The sequence below is a fragment of the Terribacillus sp. AE2B 122 genome, from assembly GCF_902497585.1.
Classification (GTDB): Bacteria; Bacillota; Bacilli; order Bacillales; family Amphibacillaceae; genus Terribacillus; species Terribacillus saccharophilus_A.
The window spans coordinates 252,951-272,200 of the sequence record NZ_LR700942.1 but is presented as its reverse complement, the minus strand read 5'-3'; the positions used below and the strand labels follow the sequence as shown (position 1 = coordinate 272,200).

The following is a 19,250-nucleotide window of genomic DNA, read 5'->3' as shown; positions in this document are numbered from 1 at the left end:
CCTGGCTGGCCTCCTTGCATACCCCAGTCTCCCTGCATCTGCTGGCCTGGCTGGCCTCCTTGCATACCCCAGTCTTCCTGCATCTGCTGGCCTGTATGCATTCCCGGCATATTCCCGCCCCCATGCATCGGCATGCCGCCGCCATATCCTGGCTGCTGTATCAGCCAGCTTCCCTGGTGCGGCTGCTGCCAGGCACCTTGATGGGGTTGCTGATAAGATGGAAAGCCTTGCATCTGCTGACCTTGATGCATTTGTTGAATTGGCTGCATAGGAAGTGCTCCCGTATAAGCCTGCTGCTGCGGTATATTAGTATAAGAGCTTCCCCCCTGACCTGGCATAGAGATTTGCGGCATCTGCGGCATAATAGGATATGGAGTAGCAGACATGTCATCTTCCTGGATGGCCGGTGTGTTATGGAACGTTTGAGCAGGTGTTTGTTGTCCTGTGTTTGCAGGCGGTGTGCTTCCTCCAGCTTCAGAGCGCAGAACCGCTTCTTTTGCTACTGCTTTTGTTGTTGACGGTATCTTCAGCTTCATCCCTGGCACCGCAAGCTCCGGCTCACGGATATGCCCGTTCAATTCTCGCAATTCGTCAAAACTGACACCATATTTTCTCGCGATACTCCACATCGTATCGCCTTTCTGTACAATATGAATCTTCAAAACTGAAACTCCCCTTTCATGAACTCACGCACTACTCCACCATCTTATGCATCAGATTCAAAAAGGTTGAAATAGAAAAAGCCGGCACGCTATAAATTCGCGCCGGCTTTTTTCTCATATTGATGAATTGGGTAGCTTCCAAGTACCGTGAGACTGCAGCCTAAAGCTGTTAGCTCCTGTTGTACACCTTGGAAGAGTATATCCTCCGCTTCACACGTAACATCCATAATGAAGAAATAATTCCCTAGTCCGGTTTTCATCGGTCTGGATTCGATTTTCGACATATTGATATTCCGCCAGGCAAAAGCTGCCAAAACTTGATGCAGCGCACCTGCGTAGTCACGAGGAAGAGTTACGTATAAAGAAGTTTTTCTGTTGGTACTTGAAACGATTGTTTCAGGTACTTTCGCTGCAGGGTTTGCCAAAATAAAGAAGCGTGTATGATTATTTGCATAGTCATGGATATCTTCTTGCAGGATCGTCAGGCCGAACTCTTTTGCAGCCAGTGCATTGCCGATAGCCGCTGCAGGCTCCTCCATTTCAGCAACCATCTCAGCCGCTGTACCAGTGGAGGAAGTTGCATGGGTAACTGCTTGCGGGAGTTTTGTATGCAAAAACTGATGACATTGCGCTATTGCATGACTATGCGAGTACACCGCTTTAATCTCACTTAACTCCAGTTCATTCTTCGTCAGTAAATGCTGACGTATAGGAATGACAATCTCGCCAACAATTGGCAGTTTCGCTTGATGGATCAGATAATCCATCGTAATTGGCACGGTACCTTCAATCGTATTTTCGACTGGAACGACACAATAGTCCATTTCCCCATTTGTGACAGCATCCATGCATTGCGGGATTGTCGCATAGCTATATGCTTCTTCACCTGGGAATAACGCATCTACAGCCATTTTCGTGAATGTTCCCTTTGGTCCTAGATAACTGATCTTCATCTTCCTCTGCTCCCTTGCCTAAGCTTCCGAACTCAAAATCTCTACTTTATCTACATATGCTAATGCTCTCAGTTCATCCAGCAGCGACTGGATATCGGTATGCATGCCAGCCGTATTCAATGATATGGTGACGTTGGCTCTTCCTTGCAAGGGTATCGTCTGATGAATTGTAAGGATGTTGCCTCCTGATCTTGCTACGATGGCTAAGAGCTCGGACAGCGTACCAGTCCGATCCTCTAAGTGGAAGAAAAGGGTGATCATCCGCTGCTTCACCATGGCGCGAAACGGGAATACAGCATCCCGATACTTATAAAACACACTGCGGGAAAGGTCAACCTGCTGTACTGCATCGAAAACAGAAGCAACCTTTTTGCGCTCCAGCAGTTCCTTTGCCTGTAATGTTTTTTTCATCGATTCCGGCAGTACATCACTGCGCACGAGGTAAAATTGTTCTTCCTTCTCTGCCATGCTATCCCCACCTTGGCTCACACAGAATCAATCTATAAATTCGAACTCATATTCCAATAGGCGGATTACATCGCCGTTTTTGGCTCCGCGTTTGCGCAATGCCGCATCTACGCCCATAGCACGCATCTGTCTGGAAAAACGTCTTGCAGCTTCATCTCGGTTGAAGTCTGTCATCTTGAACAGCTTCTCGATCTGTTCTCCATATAAGACATATGCTCCATCCGGATCGCGAGTGATTTCGAATGGTTTCTCTGATTCCTCGAAACGATACACAACGCGCTCTGTTTGTTCCTCGACAGGTTTTTCGTTTTTCGGAATCTGATCCAGCTTGTCCGCAATAGCGTACAGCACATCCTGAAGACCATCACGAGTAATGGCGGAAATAGGAAATACATCGATATCTGCTGGGATTTTCTCTTTGAAAACAACCAAGTTTTCTTCTGCTTCCGGAATATCCATTTTGTTGGCAATGATAATTTGCGGACGTGTTGTAAGATCCTCATTATATTTCTTGAGTTCTTCATTAATTGTCACATAATCATCGTACGGATCGCGTCCTTCAGTCGAAGCCATGTCAATCACATGGACAATAACACGAGTCCGCTCTACATGCCGCAGAAACTGGTGTCCCAGTCCAATACCTTCATGCGCTCCTTCGATCAATCCTGGTAAGTCAGCTAATACGAAGCTGCGCTGATCTTGCGTTTCCACAACGCCCAAATTAGGAGCAAGTGTCGTAAAATGATAATCCGCAATTTTCGGTTTTGCAGCACTTACGACAGAGATGAATGTGGATTTACCTACACTCGGGAAGCCAACTAGACCGACATCAGCGATCAACTTAAGCTCAATCTGAAGATTACGCTCCACACCTGGTTCACCATTTTCAGCAAAGTCAGGAGCAGGATTACGCGGTGTTGCGAACCGTGAATTTCCACGACCGCCGCGGCCGCCTTTCGCTATAACCGCTTCTTGTTCATGTTTTGTCAAATCCGCAATTACTTCACCTGTGTCTTCGTCACGAACGAGCGTGCCCGGTGGCACTGGCAAGATAAGCGGCTCTGAATTCTTTCCATGCTGCCCTTTACTCATACCATTTTCACCGCGTTTGGCTTTGAAATGGCGCTGATAACGGAAATCCATTAATGTGTTTAAACCTTCGTCAACTTTGAAAATGACATCTCCGCCACTTCCGCCGTCCCCACCTGCTGGACCTCCAAGTGGAATATACTTCTCTCTGCGGTAGGCAACTAGACCATTACCGCCATCGCCTGCTTTTACAAATACTTTGACCTGATCTACAAACATGGTTTCACCTCATATATTGCACGCCAGTACGATAGTACAGCGTGATTTCTTCTCTGGCAGCGATTCAATTTTCACTTCTCGGACATAGTCTTTCTGGCCGATCTGCTGTAAATTATCCCAGCCTGTAAACGTTCCAACAAACGACATTTCTATGACTGGCTCTTCTTCCCGCGTCTTTACATGGAGCAAGCCTTCATACAATTCCATCTCCTGTGCGCTTTCACTTAATGCATCCACTACTGCTTCTAAGTTTTCTCGGATTCTCTTGTCATATTCCCAAATCTTCGGCATAGACTCTTGCACTTGGAATGTAATCCGGAACTGAGAGTAGGTCCAGTTGAAAGAAAGAATCCAGACAAAAGTCTCTGGAATGTTTAGATTGGACAGCTTTCGCTCTTCATCTGCCAAGTGAATGGCTTCCTCGATTTTTTCCTGTACCTTTTCATCCTTACCTAATTTGGAATAGCTATGTAGGAGTTGGAGCCGATTCATCCATTCATGGCGTGTAAATCCTAACAGCGTCATCACTTCATGATATTCCAACTGTATTCCTCCTTTACGAAAAAGCAGTTGAGAGGGCAACTCCTTCTTCATACTCAACAATATGTGGTGCAAATAGATGTGGATTAGAAAAAAAGACTCTAACCCGAAGGCTAGAGTCTCTCTACAAACATTAAGCTTCTTGAGCTACCGGATATACGCTGACCTTTTTACGGTTACGGCCATAGCGTTCGAATTTAACAACACCGTCGATCTTAGAGAACAATGTGTCGTCTCCTCCTTTTCCAACGTTTGTTCCTGGGTAGATTTTCGTACCGCGTTGACGGTAAAGAATGGATCCGCCAGTTACAAACTGACCATCAGCGCGTTTTGCGCCTAGGCGTTTGGATTCAGAGTCACGTCCGTTTTTGGAGCTACCAACACCCTTTTTGGATGCGAAAAACTGCAAATCTAAACGTAGCATAGTGGTGCACCTCCTTATTGTTCGATGATTCTTATATGCTTCCCATAGTCCTGTTCAATCGTTTGGAGCGAGACGAGCATACCTTCCAGCAGAAGAGACGCTTTATCAAGCTGCTCCTCGGACAAGTGATCGGGAAGTACTACTCGTAGATACCCACCGTCGCCGCCCTGCTCTACCTCTGGTTCAAACTCACCAAGTACGAAAAGGCCGTTCACTGCTCCGAAACTTACTGCCGAAACAGCTGCACATACGAGATCGTAGCCATAAGGCCCGCTCTCTGCGTGTCCGCTCAGTTCAAAACTGTGAATATCCTCATTCGCACGGTTTATTGTAACAGTAATCATGGTTCGCCTTACGCGTTAATTTTGCCGATTGTCAATTTAGTGTAAGGTTGACGATGGCCTTGTTTGCGTTTGTAGTTTTTCTTCGCTTTAAATTTGATCACGTTGATCTTTTTAGCGCGGCCTTGCTTGTCAACAGTTGCAGTAACCGTCGCACCTTCAACGAATGGAGCACCGATTTTAACATCGTCGCCACCAACTACCAATACTTTGTCAAAAGTAACTTCTGCACCGTTCTCTCCGTCCAATTTCTCAACGTAGATAGTTTGTCCTTCTGTTACTTTAACTTGTTTTCCACCAGTTTCAATAATTGCGTACATAACGCACCTCCTCTTAAACTCAGACTCGCCATCACAGGCGCCCTTGGCTTGAAACCTGATCTGCGCGGTTGTAGCACGGGTGCTAACCTCGTGTAACATACTGATGTTATCATACATCAAAAAAGATTGTCAAGACTATCTAACCCATCTCTTCTTACAGTTTCCGTATCTGTCTCCTTCAGTATGAGCTCATTTGTATCCTGGAATTTTACAAACACGGCTGCATTGGCAGAATTGCTGCCCGTCAGCTTAAGAAAATGCTTGATGTGTTCCTTTTTACCAGAGAGCATATATGTTTTTTCTGCTGACAGACTGATGATTTCCCGCTCAAGCTGAAAACATTTCGTCTCAAAGGAAAGATTCTTGTGAATCGGCGCTTGCAGCTGCTCCATTAACGACGGCCGTTCCCGTTTCCGTGACATTTCCAAAAGACCAAGCTTCGTGAATCCATAGACTTCTGTCCGCTGCGTATCCTGCTGAAGTGCTTGGCGGAAAGTTTGCAGAACAGCACGCTGTTGATCCGGCCGTTTCATGGACACAAAATCTATAAGTATGATTCCGGACAGATTGCGAAATCGAATTTCCCGGGCAATTGCCTTTGCGGCCAGCTGATTGACCATGACAGCTGTCTGGTTCTTATCGGAATGCCCTGTGTAGCCGCCACTGTTCACATCAATCACCGTCAGCGCTTCTGTTTGATCGATATGCAAGGTGATGCCTCTGTCAATGTTCGTAATCGGCGCAATTAGCTGCTGCCAAATAGCAGACAGCGGCTGAGGCAGGAGTGTTTCTGCCTCTTTTTCCCACCTGACCTTCTCGCCAAGCTCTGGAAACTGCTGGCGAAGCTGCCTCGCTTCAAATCCATCATCCACCACGATTTCATCTACATTTCCTGTAGGCAAGCGTCGGAACAGCTGATCCGGAATAAGGGCATCCTGGTAGATAACCGCGGGCGGTGCAGTATTCTTTACTGATAAAGTGAGCCACTTTCCTCGAAGCCGCTTCAATTCTTCCAATATTACTTCTTCTGGTAATTTATCTGCTTCCGTACGTATAATGACTCCTTCTCCTGGGGTTAGCAGGTTCGTCATCTGTTCTTTCCATTTTGCTGCTCTATCTTCCGGCAATTTCCTAGACACAGCTACGTAGTTCCCGTTCGGCAAATAAACGAGTGTATTACCTGGAATAGTGATAATAGCGGAAAGCTTCGCCCCTTTTGTACCATAAGCGTCTTTTTGGACTTGAACGAAGAGCGTCTGCCCTTCCTGAATCGCCTGCTCGATACGGAGAGATTGATCTTGTTTGCACACCGGAACTTCTTCACGCTGCAAAAATCCTTGCCGTTCGTCTCCAAAATCGACGAAGGCCGCCTGCAAACCATGATCCACATGCCGAACGATACCTTTAAAGATGCTTCCCACTTTCGAATTCATTCCCGGGCGGTCCAAGAACACTTCCTGTACTTGCCCACGCTTTACTGTTAAAGCTACTTTTTCTGTTCCTCTGAAAAACATATATAATGATAGCATTGCTTTCCTCACTGTCTGTTTTGTTGCAGAATATCCGCCACTGTACAATGTGCCTGTTTCCGCTTAAAGTACATATCACTGCATTGCTGTTCATCCAATAATGCATTTTTCCCCTTCACTACGATTATATGCCGCCTGTTTCTCCTGTATTGGGATAGTACATCCAGAAGAGCCGTTTCCGATGTAGCGAAAATCGGAGTGCTGATTCCAGCATTCGTTCCGTATGTAGCACGCTGCAGCAGGAAGCGCAGAAACACATAATAGCGTCGTTTCCATTCTAGCCGATTTTCCCACATTAGAAAACAGAGAAGGCTGACTGTACTTAATGTAAAAGGCATGGCTATACACACATACAGAAGAACAGCTGCCCCGATTATCCAGCTGACAATGATAAGAATTGTATGAGCCTTTCGATAGGGCAGCTGCAAGGAAAGTAATAATCCAATCAGTTTTCCGCCATCAAGCGGCCAGATAGGCAGCAGGTTAAACAGAAAAATGGTCATATTATACATATAAGCTGTCTCCAGCACTGCTTCCGGTGTGGGCGTAGCAGAAAGGCCGTATAGAGCTGCAAATATAAAAATGTGGACGGCTGGTCCTGACAAGATGACGATCGCTTCTTCCAGAGCTCGTCGATTTCCCTGTTCATCGGTTTCCATTACGCCACCGAAAACCCATAGCATGATACGGCGGATGCGCCATCGAAAATGGCGTGCCGCCAAATAGTGCCCCATTTCATGCAGCAGTACAATGATGAATAAGATAAGTACTTCCATGAGCATCCCGGTCAATACAGCAAGCAGCAGAAACCCCCAGAATACCGGATGTAAGTGAATAGGCGGGAGCCAATTACGGCGCGTCAACTGGCGCCTCCTGGATCGGATTCAAATACTTGCTCCCCTGCTGCAAGGCGAAATAGACAGACTGGGCATTTTCTGCATTCGGTACAAATTCACCAATCTTTTCATTGGCTCCGATCCGCTGGTATTGGTTTACTTCAATTGCATGCAGGTGACCGTAAATGCTCTTGCTCTTATCTGCGTGCTGCAGAATGATAGTCTTCCCCGTGTCCTGATCATTGCCTGCGAAAATGACGATTCCTTCATCTACCGCTACCACATCCGATTGCTGCGCTGATTCAATCAAAATACCTTCTTTTGATTCCTCAAATGGCTGCACCACTGTGCCATTTACCGGCATCGCCTGAGCTTCTGCTGTATCCGCACTTTCTCCACCAGGACTCAATGCCACCGGATCGCCGAATCGCTCCTGGTACCAGCTATTCACGGTAGCAAAGGGGAACTCCTCCGTCAATGCTGTCAGTACAGTTCCCTTCGTCTTTTCGATAATTGGATGGTCAGCTTGCAAGTAGATGGCTGTTCCAAAAAAAAGACTGGCAGATACTATCAGCCGGAACATGAACCGGGAAGCAAACTTCGAATTATCCTGCGAACTAGGCGGTTCATATTTTGGATGCGGCGGAAAACCATGAGATTCTTCTTCATCCACAGCAATAGATCTAACCGTATTTGCCATGCCTTTTTGAATTTGTTCCCCTTTCAGACGTTTCCTTTCAGCAATCCCTTTCCGTACCGAATGCAGATTCTTGCCCATAATAAGAACCCCTCTCTCCTTCTTTGTACAAGTCTATGAAGAAAGAGGACGAGTTATTAAAACAAGCGAAAAAAGCCTCCCAATAAAGGAGGCGGTAATTCACTTCGGTCTAGCAGCTAAAAGGAACCGATGCTGTCGCACGTCTAAGAACCCATTTTTCTCTATAAAAAGATGCAACTCATATATTGCCTCCCGGTAAGCATCCACTGAGAAGTGCGGCACTTGCCAAGGAATTGCCTTCAAATAGTAGAGAACCGCTCCAATGTCATAGAAACGCATGGACGGAAATGCTTCTCTCGACTCTAGCACGTTAAACTGTCCTTCCAGTTCCTCAGCCGCTGTCTGGAGATTCCATTTCTGGTACATTGGATTGAGTGACGCACCCAACAGCTGATTGAGTTCAACGCAATCCGTTCCTCCTACTTGTTAAGTGAGGAAGATAGCATTTTGTTTCAACACTCGTCTTACTTCGGATACATCGTAAGATTCATGTTTGTTTAAGATGACTTCAAATGACTCATCCATGAATGGTAATTGATCGTCTTCCTTGATTTGGACGACTTCCACTCCTAATGGAGCAAGTCTCATCCTGGCAACTGGCACATTCGGTAAGTAGCTTTCTGTCGCCAAAGTGTAATCTGGCAACGGCAGCAGCTTAGACAAAAATTCCCCGCCACCTGTTCCCATATCAAGCATACTTTTTGCTCCGAAGAGATATTTTCGTGCTTTACTGCCATATGACCAGGGCAGGAGTTCAGATTGTACCCTGCCAGTATCCTCGATAAAGGAAAAGTCCCATCCTTTAAAGGCTTTGTTGCTGTCTTCTAATAGCTGATTGAATAGATTCATCGTTTTTCCTCCTTTTACTTGTTAGCTAGAGTTCAAGTAAAGCGGGAGGATAGCGTATGTTGTACTCGCCCTGATTGTTATGGATGATGCTCCTTATTCATAACCATTCTCCTTTTTCCTTATTATAACAAAAAAGATCAGCAATTTGCTGATCTTCATTGATAGTGCATTTTTGGTACCGGCAGCTGCCATTTCTGGTGGAAGGAAAAAATACGCAGGAAAATGATGGCTGCAAACAAAACATAAAGCAAGATAGGATGATCAGAAGCTCCAAGCCCAATGAAAAGTCCCGCCAAAGCTGCCCAAGTTCCGTATATCTCAGCCTTGAACACATATGGTTTCCTGCCAGCCAGCACATCCCGAAGTATGCCTCCTCCGCTTCCCGTAAGAAATGCAGCAACCATTATTGCAAGCAGGCTATGATCGAGACTGGCAGCATGCAGCGCTCCTTGTATGGCGAATGCAGCCAAACCGATTGCATCCGCATACAAACCAGCCTTTTTCCATGAATACGTCATCAGCTTAGGAAAGATCAAGATGATGGTAATGGAAATAAGTGATATATAGAATAAAGTCGTTTGAGACCATAAATAAGAGACCGGCAATCCGATTAATAAATTACGAATCGCTCCTCCGCCAAATGCAGTCACAAAACCTAATATATAAACGCCGAACACATCATACTTCTCGTCCATGGCGACGAGGGCACCACTGATAGCGAATGCCGCAGTACCAATAATACTGAAAATATCCCATGTCATGTTGTACATTCCCCTTGTTTATATGGACATAAAAAACTCGCAACTCTTTCCAGAGCTACGAGTTTACCATAAGTTCATTTACTTTTGGAAAAAAGTTTTTTCAAACGGCTGAACATGCCTTTCTCACTCTCGAAGCTCATAAGCGGTACTGATTCACCAAGAATACGTCGTGCGATATTGCGATAGGCAATACTCGCTTTCGTATTCGGATGAAAAGCAACTGGCTCCCCGTGATTGGAAGCTTTGATAACTTCGTCGTCGTCTGCAACAATACCGAGCAAATCGATTGACAGCACTTGGACAATTTCATCCACTTCCAGCATGTCGCCTTCTTGCACCATATGGTTACGGATCCGGTTGACGATTAGTTTAGGAGGTTCGATATCCTCCTGCTCCAGCAAGCCGATAATGCGGTCCGCATCACGTACACTCGGTTTTTCCGGTGTGGTGACGACAATCGCTTTATCCGCTCCTGCTACAGCATTTTTATAGCCCTGCTCGATACCGGCCGGACAATCAATGATGATGTAATCGAATTCCGGCTTTAGCTCGGCTACGATTTTCTCCATCCCATCGGGTGTCAAGTCCGTTTTATCGCTTGTTTGGGCAGCTGGCAGTAAGTAAAGATGATCGAAACGCTTGTCTTTGATCAACGCCTGCTTCAGCGCGCATCTGCCGACAATTACATCGATAATGTCATAGATGATTCTATTTTCAAGACCCATCACAACATCCAGATTCCGTAAACCGATATCCGTATCAATCAAACATACTTTTTTCTCCATCAGTGCAAGCGCTGTTCCCAGATTGGCAGAAGTTGTAGTCTTTCCTACTCCTCCCTTACCGGATGTAATAACGATTGCTTCACCCATTTAACATTCTCCTCTCGAAACTGCTGATGCCCGGACGTTTGCGAATCACTGCCTGCAAACGGTCAATGATAATCTTTTCCTGTTCATCATCGATATGCCCGCATTCCATATAAACACCATCTGTCTCATGATCGGGAGCGCGGCTGATATAATCCGCTATTCGAAGCTGCGTCGGATTCATATATGAAGCAGCAATGACAGCATCAGCGTTGCCATCCTTGCCGGCATGCGCTATCCCAAGCAAATTCCCCATGACGAAAATATTTCCGGTAGCTGTCACACAGCCCCCGGGATTCACATCACCAAGCAGCAGTAAGTCACCCTTTACTTCCAGTACCTGACCAGAACGGACGACACGGCTGACAGCCTTCACTTCTGCTTCTTCCTTCCATTCATTTGCCGCTTGTTTCGTAATGACATCAGAATGGATGGATTCAATTTTTAATCGCTGTTTACTCGTAATCATCTTACAGAGGATTTCCTCCTGCTCCTTGTACAAATACCTGTTGCCTAATTGAATATGTACACCTACAAGGTGATCAGCCGAATCAATACGATTAGCAGCAAGCTTCTCTTCCAGTTCCTTCAGCAAATCCTCGAAAGAGCAGGCATCATCCATATGCAAGGATAACCCTTCCCGGGTACCTTTGATCGTGATGATCTGTTTGTTTCCAATCAAGATGGTCACCTCCGTTCGTCGTCTGATTTTCTTCTCTATAAGCTAGTCGTTCTTCTAAGCTGCGAATCGGACCATTTCTGCAGAGGCTTGTGGAAAATCAGATACAAGATTACAAGCATGATAAGGTTGGCGCCAAGCGTCGGCAAGAGACGGTGCACGAGATATGTACCGAATCCAATAGGCGTGATGCCAATTAAATGATAGATAAAATAGCCAATCATATCGGCAAAAACAATCGACAGCATCCCCAGCAATGCAGCTACAAGAATATTACCATGCAGCACTCTGCGCAGTTCCAGGATCAAATAGATGCTGAATCCGTATGTGAACATATAGACGCCAAGCATATCTGTATAGACGATATCTTTCAGCAGCCCGAAGATAAGCGCATATAACAGGCTGTAGTATGAATTATCCAAGTCATAAAGCATAGCAATCAGCACAAGGAACAAAAGACTCCAATGCGGAATCAGCCAAGTGTCACCGCCAACGAACTGCTCTGGCAGCATGGCGGTGGCAACTCCTTCAAGACAAACGATCAAAAGCATGATCAGGGGCAAGTATAGCTTTTTCATCACAGACCCTCATCTCCGTTACTCGAAGAAGCGTCTTCAGAAGCAGCATCTATAACTAAAACCTTATCGATGTCATAAAGATCTGCAGTAGGCTTAACGTGAACCGTTTGAGATAAACCATACTCATCCAGTTCAACCGAGTCCACTTCTCCGATAGGGAGAGCCTCTGGGAATACTCCACCAAGACCAGAAGATGTAACTAAAGATCCTTTTTTAACTTCTAAATCGGGTTTCACTCCGGTGAACAGCAGCATGCCATCCTTCTCATCATAGCCTTCAATCAAACCGAAAATGGGATCCTGAGTGTCTCCGTCCTCATTTTCTCCTCCGTCAATCTTGGCAGATATGCGGTTGGTTTCATTAAACCCACTTAATAATTGGACAGATGCCGTGCTGCGACTTACGTCTTCTACTTTTCCAACTAAACCGCTCGCTGTCATGACCGCCATGTTCGTGCTAATACCGTCGTCGGATCCTTTATCAATTGTCAGCTGATCGAACCAACCCTCTGGACTGCGGACAATTACATCAGCCGGAATCGGGTTGTAATCCATCGAAGTGTACTGATTGAACTTGTCAATTGTCTGCTGCAATTCATCGTTCTGGTGTTCCAGTTCCTGATTGCGGGACATCAAGCCTTTGTAATCGTCCACTTTCGATTTAAGCACCTGGTTTTCTTCATAGGTGTTCTTAAGATCTTTAATATTTGTCATTACCGTAGAGGTGAATTGTGCAGGTTTGGAGAAAATATTCTGCACGAATCCTACGGTATCACTGATTATTTGTTCTGGTAATGTCTGGCTGCTCCGATCCCTGGTTGAAAAGCCAATCAATCCGACAAGGATGATGATTGCAATCAGGAATAAGAACATCCTTTTTTTCTTAAAGAAATTCATAATTCACCCAACTTAATTTTTGATAGCTTTGGAAAATACATGTGGATGTGAACGGAAGTGCTCGATGAACTCCAGTGATTTACCTGTACCGATAGCTACACTGTCAAGCGGATTTTCCGCAACAAAAACCGGCATTTTTGTCTCTTCACTGATAACGCTATCCAGATTACGAAGCAGTGCGCCGCCACCTGAAAGCACGATACCGCGATCCATGATATCAGCAGCTAGTTCAGGCGGTGTTTTTTCTAATGTAAGCTTCACAGCATCTACAATCGCACTGACTGTATCCGCTAAAGCACCGGAAATTTCCTTTGCGCTCACACTGATTGTCTTCGGAAGACCAGTCAGCAGATCACGTCCGCGGATTTCTGTTTCTTCATCCGGCTCTGGCACTCCAGCATGACCAAGATCCATCTTCAATTGTTCCGCAGAGCGTTCACCGATCATAAGGTTGTATGTTTTGCGGATGTATTGGATGATCGCTTCATCCATATCATCTCCGGCTGTGCGGATAGACTGACTTGTTACAATACCACCTAAACTGATAATAGCAACCTCTGTCGTACCGCCGCCGATATCAACGATCATACTGCCAGTTGGTTCCCATACAGGAAGTCCTGCACCGATTGCAGCAGCGAATGGCTCAGCAATTGGGAAAGCATCCTTTGCACCTGCTTGTTTTGCAGCATCGATAACCGCACGTTCCTCAACCATTGTAATACCAGACGGTACACATACCATTACGTTCGGCTTCTTCGCGAAGGAAGAACGATTACGCTGTGCTTGCTTAATGTAATACTTCATCATTGTCGCTGTTGTATCATAATCCGCGATGACTCCATCTTTCATCGGACGGATAACACGGATATTTCCTGGAGTTCTGCCAATCATATTACGAGCGTCGCCGCCAACTGCCTCTACCTGGCCTGTTTCTACATTTGTCGCCACGACAGAAGGCTCACGGACGACTACACCTTTCCCTTTTACAAAAACCAATGTATTTGCTGTGCCCAAGTCGATGCCCAGGTCTTGTGAAAAACTGAATTTCGCCACAATTAATTCTCCTTTTCCGAGTCCGTTCGTGTTTCAGCAAAGCTGCTTGACAGCAGTGCATACTTTTCATATATTGTCTCATTATGTTGTACTTTATCATATCAGATATTATATCCAATAGACATAGTTGTAAGGTAATAAAGCATACCATCAGAAGAAGCGCCAGCTAGTAAGGTGTACCATGCTAGGCGCTTCTCTACAAAGCTAGTTCCAATTATACGAGAAAACCAAAAAAATAGATAGTAATTACAGGTATCCTTTTTCCTTCAATGAAATAAACTTTCGGTCACCGATGACAAGATGATCCAAAAGCTCGATTCCGATCATCTTGCCGCACTCCAGCAAACGTTTTGTAACATGAATATCTTCCTGTGAAGGTGATGGATCACCGGAGGGATGATTATGTGCACAGATGATGCTAGCAGCGGAACGACGGACAGCTTCGCGGAAGATCTCGCGGGGATGAACGATGGAGGCATTTAAACTGCCAATGAAGATGGTCTGACGATGGATGATGTGATTCTTTGTATTGAGAAATAAGACGACAAAATGCTCCTGACTAAGATTGCGCATTTCTTCCATTACATAATCTGCCCCGTCCTTAGGGCTGCGTATTGTATAACGTTCTGCCGGCTTGTATCGATACAGCCTTTGCCCCAGCTCAATCGCAGCCAAAATAAGCACTCCTTTAGCCGTCCCGATTCCTTTAATAGCAGTCAGCTCTTCAATGGTCGCATCACGCAGGAGCTGCAAACCTTCGAAATGCATCAAAAGCCGCTGAGCAAGTAATGTAACAGACTCATCCTTTGTACCGCTTCCTAACAGGATGGCGAACAATTCCGCGTTGGACAAATGCGCAGGACCTAGCTCCAGCAGCCTTTCACGTGGACGATCTTCCTTCGGCACCGATTTTATCGCCATTTCAGTATGCAACAAAAAACCGCCTTCCTTCTGACTCGGATTCCTGTGTGGCAGACAGGTTACGAGAAGCTTATCGGAAGACGGCGCTCTATTCAAATTGATAAATAGAAATTTTATTAAGTCTCTCTGTAAGATAATGAAGTAATTAGATCAAAAAAATCAAGTTCATTGACCGCCAGCTGCTAGAGTAGCAGCTTCCTGCCATACCGGCAGCATCATACTAGCTGTGAATGTTCCTTGCTCCATAGCATTGACCGCTTCATCAGATGCCGTTTTAACGCTCTCAGCTTCCGCCGGGATTTTTTCCTGCCAAGCTTTCCAAAGAGCCGGATCCTGATTATCTCCTGCAGCAAGCAAAACGGCCAGCTCGTCCAGCCAAGCACTGCTAGCAGCTTCAACTCCTGGATCCCATTGTTTTACATAGCTTTCATAGCCTTGCGCCTGCAGCTGGGAACCAAGTGTATCAGCTTCTTCCTGAGATCCTGCCATACCTGTCAGCAAGAAGAATTGACCGTTCTTTTCCCATAGCACCGCCGGAATCCCTGCATCTGCGTATTTCTGGACGACATCTTGACCGATGTCCTCTTGATTATAGACGCCTCCCTGCACAACGTAAGCTGTCAAATCACCAAACGCTCCAGCGTTAGCAGCAGCTTCCTTTGTCGCTATCGGGGCTGCCACGCCACTTGTCTCAGATTCAATACCCGCCGTATAACGAAGCAGCAGGAATCCTAGCACGACTCCTATAAGCGCAGCACCCAGTGCAGCTGCAGCCAACTTTTTCGCAAAAGGAGACAAAGATACTCCATTTTTTTCTGATTTCTTCTTATGCAATTGATCTAATACAGGAACATCCTTTTCGACCGTTGCCGCCGCTTCTTCGTCATAAAGTGTGTAGCTTCCCTCGCCGACCATCTCTTCCTTTGACTGCTGCTGTTGCTTCTTCTGCTTTTTACCGCCAATCTTGACGGAAAAACCCTTTTTCTCTTCCATCCTGGCACCTCTTTTATGATTGATTGGCTCAACTCTAGCACAGCTAGAAATAGAAGTAAGAGAAATGCTGTCGAGACAAAAAAAGAGTGTTCGACAGGAAGAACCTATCAAACACGCTTTTCTACGAATTAAGAAGCAGGATTATAAAATACCCGTAAAGATATCGTTGCAATATAGCTATTTTCCGAAGCATTTGTCACGTCAATTTGTTCTATTTCGGCTTTCCGTTTCATACCATCAACTTCGGTTAAGAATTGGTGCAAAGCTTTATAATCAGAAGAGGCCGTACTTAATTGATAGACATATGCCCCCTCAGAATCAGTTTCTGAATCGTTATTAATGGACGTAATCGTTGTATCATTTGCATTTGCTATTTTCGCTAATTCTTTCAGCAGTTCATTTTCAAGCGGAGCTTCTGGTACTACCCCTTGTTCGGCAGGAGCTGTTGATGCGTCAAGAAGTCTCTCTTGATTAGCGACTGCTGTCTCTACTATGCTTGTCTCGTTTTTCATAGGCATAACATAAAGAACAAAACACATCACGGTAAGCAAGATTACAAGCAAAAAGGAAAATATCATGATTTTACGTCGTTGAGATGCATCCGACCAGTTCATCATTCTCCATTCACCTCGCTTGTCCATGCTGCTTGATCAACTGTAATCGTAAAGACAGCTTGGAAACTGTCTGCTCCCTGAGGCGTTAAGGATTGTAAACTAGCGCGCGATACATAGCTCGTGTCCTGCACTTGCTGAATATAATCCGCAGCAGCATCGGTACTATTAACAAGCAGTGTAACTGTAATAGGCTCAGTGCCAGGGCTGGTGTAGCTAATTAAATCTGTTCCTTTTGGTGCCAGTCCCTGCAATTTGTCCATCAATTCGACGCTATATGGCAGTGCTGTTCCGTTATTACCTGCTACGACAGTTGTTTGTGCATCCAGCAAAGTCTGATTAGAAGCTTGCTTCGCTTCAAGATCGGATAGTTGACCTTTCGCAGCCAGCAATTGCCATGTAAATATCACAGCACAAATGAGGATCAGTCCACCAAGAATACTGAGGAACAGAATCGGGGAGCGCTGCGTGTCTGATTGTTTTCGAAGTAAGTTGATTTCGAGCATTTCTTCTGTCCCCTTTATAGCTTCTTCATGGATAGACCGAGCACATCAGCATAAGCCAACGGCAGTTCGTCCATCATCTCTTGCTTGAATGTGATCGTCTCAATCTGCAAACGCTGCCGAAGCTCGTTCATCACGTCACCCAAGTTTTCATAATCTCCGGATACAAGCAGCTTTGTAACACCAGCTTCGCCATTCATCACTGAATAACGGTAGAAATCCATGAACCGCTCGATTTCTGTTAGCTGTTCTTCCAAATACGCTCGAACCCGATCTGCTTCCTCTTGATAAAACAAATCCTGCTCCATATGATCCTGTAAATTACCAAAGCTCGTCTGTGGCTGGCGGATGAATAACGGCATATCCTGATGGAAAGCAGTTAGAATCAAGCCGCTATGATTCCATTGTAATAGAAGCAAATGGTCCTCAATTGTTTCCTTGTATTGTTCTATGTATAAACGATAAAGAGATATCGAAGCCAAGTCTGCAGCAACAGGCTGAAGCCCAGCTTCCTTAAAAGCTTGTTGATACGCCTCCACACGCTGTCCCGGATAAGCAACAAACAGGATCGTGTTTGATTCTTCACCTTCCTCAAGCACTTCAAAATCCAAAACCGGATCTTCAAACGGCAGCTGAATTGTATGCTCCAGCTCCGTATACAGAAATGGCTTAATTTCTTCCCGCTTCAATTGCTTCGGAACTTGATGTTGGCGCAGCGTCACAGCTTGGTCTGGCAGCGTGAACAATAGTTCACGCCCTTTCCAGCTGTTCTCCTCAACTAATTTTCGAACAGCTTTTGTCAGCTGATCCCTATCCTCCAGTTTCCCCTGGCGGATTGTTCCCTGCGGCAGCTCTAAGCTGCCGAAATTATTTCCTTTGCGGAAGCCAGCCGGTTCACCTGCCATATAACGCAAAACCGTTTCCTGTATGATGATGTACACTTGTTTGCTTTGCTTCTTAAACATGCTCTTCCCTCATTTAAAAGAATGAATTAATGTACCAGCTAATCATTGCGTCACCGTGAAAATAAGTGATCAATGCGCCTAACAAAATATACGGACCAAATGGTATAGCCTGTTTCCTTTTGAGTATCTTCGCAGATAGGAGGACTAGACTTATAACAGCTCCTATAATAGAAGATAGGAAGAAAGTGAGTAACACACCCTTCCAGCCCAATACAACACCAAGCACAACAAATAACTTCAAATCTCCGCCACCCATACCTCCCCGGCTGAATAGAATGACGAGGAAAAGCAGGACAAACGCTACAGCAGCTCCAATAATTGAGTCCCACCAGGGATCCAATGGAGTGATGATACGGAGAATGATGAATAGAGGAAGGAAGAAGATTAAGATCTTATTCGGAATGAGCATGAACCGCATATCTGTTACAAATAAAATCGCAGCCATTGATACTAATAAAAATGCTGTAACCAGTTCCCACTGCAGTCCGATCATATAAAAGCTATATCCGAACAGTAGACCAGTCGCTAGCTCAGTGAAAGGATAGAGCGGAGAAATCTTTTGTTTACATTTACGGCATTTTCCTCGGAGCACTATGTAAGAGATTACTGGAATTAGGTCATATGCTTTTATTTGCTTCTGGCAGTTTGGACAGTAAGACCGTTCGGATTGGAACATTTTCTTTACTGGGACACGCATTCCGACGACGTTGTAGAATGATCCGAGGACGGCGCCTAAAATAATAAAATATATTAGTAGAAAATTTGTCATATCAGAACTCCTTACTTATGTAAAGACGAAAATCTCTCAAAAATGAGAGATTTTCACCAACTATATATAATTATTCAGCGCTAGCTCCAGCAGTACCTACAGCTTCAGAACCACCTTCTAGCCACACTTCAGCAGTCATTTGTCCACCCTCAATTGTAACCTTACTTTTCGCAGTATCATATTTTCCGTCATTTGGTGCTTCAGGAACACTAATGTAATCCCCATCGATTAGCGCTTTTAAAGTTATGCTATTACCTAATTTTGCACCAGTTTCAGACTGAGCTTCTGCCAAACGAGTAGCTTCAATCATTTGTTGAGCTGTAGAATTATAACCTTTAGCTTGGCTATCACCTATTAAATTTAAAATAGAAGGAATCGCAATTGCTGCCAAAATACCTAAGATAACAATAACTGCAAGTAACTCAACAAGTGTAAAACCTTTCTCCGACCTCAGTTTCTTACTCAAAAACTTTCTCATTCTTGGACACTCCTTTTGGTATGTAGTCGTTTCCGGCCATGTGGAAACAAAATGGATCAATATGGCCGGTTGCACTACTAGCTCCAAAATAACCAAGTGCCCACATAAGGTTATTTCATCGTCGCTTCCTATCAATCTAGTAAAATTATATCAAATACTAATAGAA

At 45.1% G+C, this 19,250-nt stretch carries 24 protein-coding genes, 1 pseudogene, 1 riboswitch and 1 other annotated feature; all 25 genes and pseudogenes read right to left on the bottom strand.

Going from position 1 to position 19,250, the window contains the following annotated elements; genetic code table 11:
* Positions 1–662: SafA/ExsA family spore coat assembly protein (safA, locus tag AE2B122_RS18990; protein ID WP_217468062.1), on the bottom strand; the 662-nt coding region annotated here is incomplete at its 3' end.
* Positions 663–751: 89 nt separating this feature from the next.
* Positions 752–1,615, bottom strand: coding sequence for a prephenate dehydratase (gene pheA / locus AE2B122_RS01360; protein ID WP_175072907.1), 864 nt, complete (start codon positions 1,613–1,615; stop codon positions 752–754).
* A gap of 18 nt (positions 1,616–1,633) precedes the next feature.
* Positions 1,634–2,083 carry an ACT domain-containing protein gene (locus AE2B122_RS01355; RefSeq protein ID WP_038561641.1) on the bottom strand — a complete coding sequence of 150 codons (450 nt, stop codon included), beginning with the start codon at positions 2,081–2,083 and terminating at the stop codon, positions 1,634–1,636.
* Positions 2,084–2,110: 27 nt separating this feature from the next.
* Positions 2,111–3,391: a GTPase ObgE gene (obgE, locus tag AE2B122_RS01350; RefSeq protein WP_095268656.1), complete on the bottom strand. Its 1,281-nt coding sequence runs from the start codon at positions 3,389–3,391 to the stop codon at positions 2,111–2,113.
* A 9-nt stretch (positions 3,392–3,400) separates the two neighbouring features.
* Complete coding sequence (locus AE2B122_RS01345; RefSeq protein ID WP_175072906.1) at positions 3,401–3,934, bottom strand: Spo0B domain-containing protein; 534 nt, start codon at positions 3,932–3,934, stop codon at positions 3,401–3,403.
* Between the two features lie 130 nt (positions 3,935–4,064).
* Positions 4,065–4,355 (bottom strand): 50S ribosomal protein L27, encoded by a 291-nt coding sequence (gene rpmA / locus AE2B122_RS01340; protein WP_038561650.1) that lies wholly within the window; start codon positions 4,353–4,355, stop codon positions 4,065–4,067.
* 14 nt (positions 4,356–4,369) lie between these two features.
* The gene (locus AE2B122_RS01335; protein ID WP_095268655.1) at positions 4,370–4,699 is read right to left on the bottom strand and encodes a ribosomal-processing cysteine protease Prp; all 330 of its coding nucleotides are present in this window, start codon (positions 4,697–4,699) and stop codon (positions 4,370–4,372) included.
* 8 nt (positions 4,700–4,707) lie between these two features.
* On the bottom strand, positions 4,708–5,016 hold the full coding sequence (rplU, locus tag AE2B122_RS01330; protein WP_175072905.1) for a 50S ribosomal protein L21: 309 nt from the start codon (positions 5,014–5,016) through the stop codon (positions 4,708–4,710).
* Positions 5,017–5,027: 11 nt separating this feature from the next.
* Positions 5,028–5,096 (bottom strand) — a sequence feature (ribosomal protein L21 leader region).
* A gap of 36 nt (positions 5,097–5,132) precedes the next feature.
* Entirely contained in the window at positions 5,133–6,545 is a 1,413-nt protein-coding gene (locus tag AE2B122_RS01325) for a ribonuclease E/G (RefSeq protein WP_175072904.1), read from the bottom strand.
* An 8-nt stretch (positions 6,546–6,553) separates the two neighbouring features.
* Positions 6,554–7,408: a M50 family metallopeptidase gene (locus tag AE2B122_RS01320; RefSeq protein WP_095268653.1), complete on the bottom strand. Its 855-nt coding sequence runs from the start codon at positions 7,406–7,408 to the stop codon at positions 6,554–6,556.
* Positions 7,395–8,159: a M23 family metallopeptidase gene (locus AE2B122_RS01315; protein WP_175072903.1), complete on the bottom strand. Its 765-nt coding sequence runs from the start codon at positions 8,157–8,159 to the stop codon at positions 7,395–7,397. The genes AE2B122_RS01320 and AE2B122_RS01315 overlap by 14 nt, the downstream gene beginning before the upstream one ends.
* Before the next feature lie 99 nt (positions 8,160–8,258).
* Positions 8,259–9,008, bottom strand: a pseudogene (locus AE2B122_RS01310) (class I SAM-dependent methyltransferase).
* A gap of 155 nt (positions 9,009–9,163) precedes the next feature.
* Positions 9,164–9,769: a trimeric intracellular cation channel family protein gene (locus tag AE2B122_RS01305; protein WP_095218212.1), complete on the bottom strand. Its 606-nt coding sequence runs from the start codon at positions 9,767–9,769 to the stop codon at positions 9,164–9,166.
* 74 nt (positions 9,770–9,843) lie between these two features.
* Complete coding sequence (gene minD / locus AE2B122_RS01300; RefSeq protein WP_095218213.1) at positions 9,844–10,641, bottom strand: septum site-determining protein MinD; 798 nt, start codon at positions 10,639–10,641, stop codon at positions 9,844–9,846.
* Positions 10,634–11,320, bottom strand: coding sequence for a septum site-determining protein MinC (gene minC / locus AE2B122_RS01295; RefSeq protein WP_095218214.1), 687 nt, complete (start codon positions 11,318–11,320; stop codon positions 10,634–10,636). The genes minD and minC overlap by 8 nt, the downstream gene beginning before the upstream one ends.
* Positions 11,321–11,355: 35 nt before the next feature.
* Positions 11,356–11,895 carry a rod shape-determining protein MreD gene (gene mreD / locus AE2B122_RS01290; protein WP_095218215.1) on the bottom strand — a complete coding sequence of 180 codons (540 nt, stop codon included), beginning with the start codon at positions 11,893–11,895 and terminating at the stop codon, positions 11,356–11,358.
* Positions 11,895–12,791 (bottom strand): rod shape-determining protein MreC, encoded by an 897-nt coding sequence (gene mreC / locus AE2B122_RS01285; RefSeq protein ID WP_095268650.1) that lies wholly within the window; start codon positions 12,789–12,791, stop codon positions 11,895–11,897. The genes mreD and mreC overlap by 1 nt, the downstream gene beginning before the upstream one ends.
* Positions 12,792–12,803: 12 nt before the next feature.
* Positions 12,804–13,844 (bottom strand): rod shape-determining protein, encoded by a 1,041-nt coding sequence (locus AE2B122_RS01280; protein WP_095218217.1) that lies wholly within the window; start codon positions 13,842–13,844, stop codon positions 12,804–12,806.
* Between the two features lie 246 nt (positions 13,845–14,090).
* On the bottom strand, positions 14,091–14,765 hold the full coding sequence (gene radC / locus AE2B122_RS01275) for a DNA repair protein RadC (RefSeq protein ID WP_095218269.1): 675 nt from the start codon (positions 14,763–14,765) through the stop codon (positions 14,091–14,093).
* A gap of 165 nt (positions 14,766–14,930) precedes the next feature.
* Entirely contained in the window at positions 14,931–15,758 is an 828-nt protein-coding gene (locus AE2B122_RS01270; RefSeq protein ID WP_095268649.1) for an SPOR domain-containing protein, read from the bottom strand.
* 128 nt (positions 15,759–15,886) lie between these two features.
* Positions 15,887–16,375 (bottom strand): hypothetical protein, encoded by a 489-nt coding sequence (locus AE2B122_RS01265; protein WP_175072902.1) that lies wholly within the window; start codon positions 16,373–16,375, stop codon positions 15,887–15,889.
* Complete coding sequence (locus AE2B122_RS01260; protein ID WP_095218220.1) at positions 16,372–16,875, bottom strand: hypothetical protein; 504 nt, start codon at positions 16,873–16,875, stop codon at positions 16,372–16,374. Before AE2B122_RS01260 ends, AE2B122_RS01265 begins: the two co-directional genes overlap by 4 nt.
* Positions 16,876–16,889: 14 nt before the next feature.
* Positions 16,890–17,837, bottom strand: a complete 948-nt coding sequence (gene pilM, locus AE2B122_RS01255) for a type IV pilus biogenesis protein PilM (RefSeq protein WP_175072901.1) — start codon at positions 17,835–17,837, stop codon at positions 16,890–16,892.
* Positions 17,838–17,850: 13 nt separating this feature from the next.
* Positions 17,851–18,606, bottom strand: coding sequence for an A24 family peptidase (locus tag AE2B122_RS01250; protein WP_175072900.1), 756 nt, complete (start codon positions 18,604–18,606; stop codon positions 17,851–17,853).
* A 70-nt stretch (positions 18,607–18,676) separates the two neighbouring features.
* Entirely contained in the window at positions 18,677–19,084 is a 408-nt protein-coding gene (locus AE2B122_RS01245; RefSeq protein ID WP_175072899.1) for a competence type IV pilus major pilin ComGC, read from the bottom strand.
* 54 nt (positions 19,085–19,138) lie between these two features.
* Positions 19,139–19,221, bottom strand: a riboswitch (cyclic di-GMP riboswitch).
* Between the last annotated feature and the right edge of the window lie 29 nt (positions 19,222–19,250).

Excerpts from the sequence above, each read along its gene's own strand:
- pheA (WP_175072907.1), bottom strand. The coding sequence starts at position 1,615 with ATGAAGATCAGTTATCTAGGACCAAAGGGAACATTCACGAAAATGGCT.
- AE2B122_RS01355 (WP_038561641.1), bottom strand. The coding sequence starts at position 2,083 with ATGGCAGAGAAGGAAGAACAATTTTACCTCGTGCGCAGTGATGTACTG.
- obgE (WP_095268656.1), bottom strand. The coding sequence starts at position 3,391 with ATGTTTGTAGATCAGGTCAAAGTATTTGTAAAAGCAGGCGATGGCGGT.
- rpmA (WP_038561650.1), bottom strand. The coding sequence starts at position 4,355 with ATGCTACGTTTAGATTTGCAGTTTTTCGCATCCAAAAAGGGTGTTGGT.
- AE2B122_RS01335 (WP_095268655.1), bottom strand. The coding sequence starts at position 4,699 with ATGATTACTGTTACAATAAACCGTGCGAATGAGGATATTCACAGTTTT.
- rplU (WP_175072905.1), bottom strand. The coding sequence starts at position 5,016 with ATGTACGCAATTATTGAAACTGGTGGAAAACAAGTTAAAGTAACAGAA.
- AE2B122_RS01325 (WP_175072904.1), bottom strand. The coding sequence starts at position 6,545 with ATGCTATCATTATATATGTTTTTCAGAGGAACAGAAAAAGTAGCTTTA.
- AE2B122_RS01315 (WP_175072903.1), bottom strand. The coding sequence starts at position 8,159 with ATGGGCAAGAATCTGCATTCGGTACGGAAAGGGATTGCTGAAAGGAAA.
- AE2B122_RS01305 (WP_095218212.1), bottom strand. The coding sequence starts at position 9,769 with ATGACATGGGATATTTTCAGTATTATTGGTACTGCGGCATTCGCTATC.
- minD (WP_095218213.1), bottom strand. The coding sequence starts at position 10,641 with ATGGGTGAAGCAATCGTTATTACATCCGGTAAGGGAGGAGTAGGAAAG.
- mreD (WP_095218215.1), bottom strand. The coding sequence starts at position 11,895 with ATGAAAAAGCTATACTTGCCCCTGATCATGCTTTTGATCGTTTGTCTT.
- mreC (WP_095268650.1), bottom strand. The coding sequence starts at position 12,791 with ATGAATTTCTTTAAGAAAAAAAGGATGTTCTTATTCCTGATTGCAATC.
- radC (WP_095218269.1), bottom strand. The coding sequence starts at position 14,765 with ATGGCGATAAAATCGGTGCCGAAGGAAGATCGTCCACGTGAAAGGCTG.
- AE2B122_RS01270 (WP_095268649.1), bottom strand. The coding sequence starts at position 15,758 with ATGGAAGAGAAAAAGGGTTTTTCCGTCAAGATTGGCGGTAAAAAGCAG.
- AE2B122_RS01265 (WP_175072902.1), bottom strand. The coding sequence starts at position 16,375 with ATGATGAACTGGTCGGATGCATCTCAACGACGTAAAATCATGATATTT.
- AE2B122_RS01260 (WP_095218220.1), bottom strand. The coding sequence starts at position 16,875 with ATGCTCGAAATCAACTTACTTCGAAAACAATCAGACACGCAGCGCTCC.
- pilM (WP_175072901.1), bottom strand. The coding sequence starts at position 17,837 with ATGTTTAAGAAGCAAAGCAAACAAGTGTACATCATCATACAGGAAACG.
- AE2B122_RS01250 (WP_175072900.1), bottom strand. The coding sequence starts at position 18,606 with ATGACAAATTTTCTACTAATATATTTTATTATTTTAGGCGCCGTCCTC.
- AE2B122_RS01245 (WP_175072899.1), bottom strand. The coding sequence starts at position 19,084 with ATGAGAAAGTTTTTGAGTAAGAAACTGAGGTCGGAGAAAGGTTTTACA.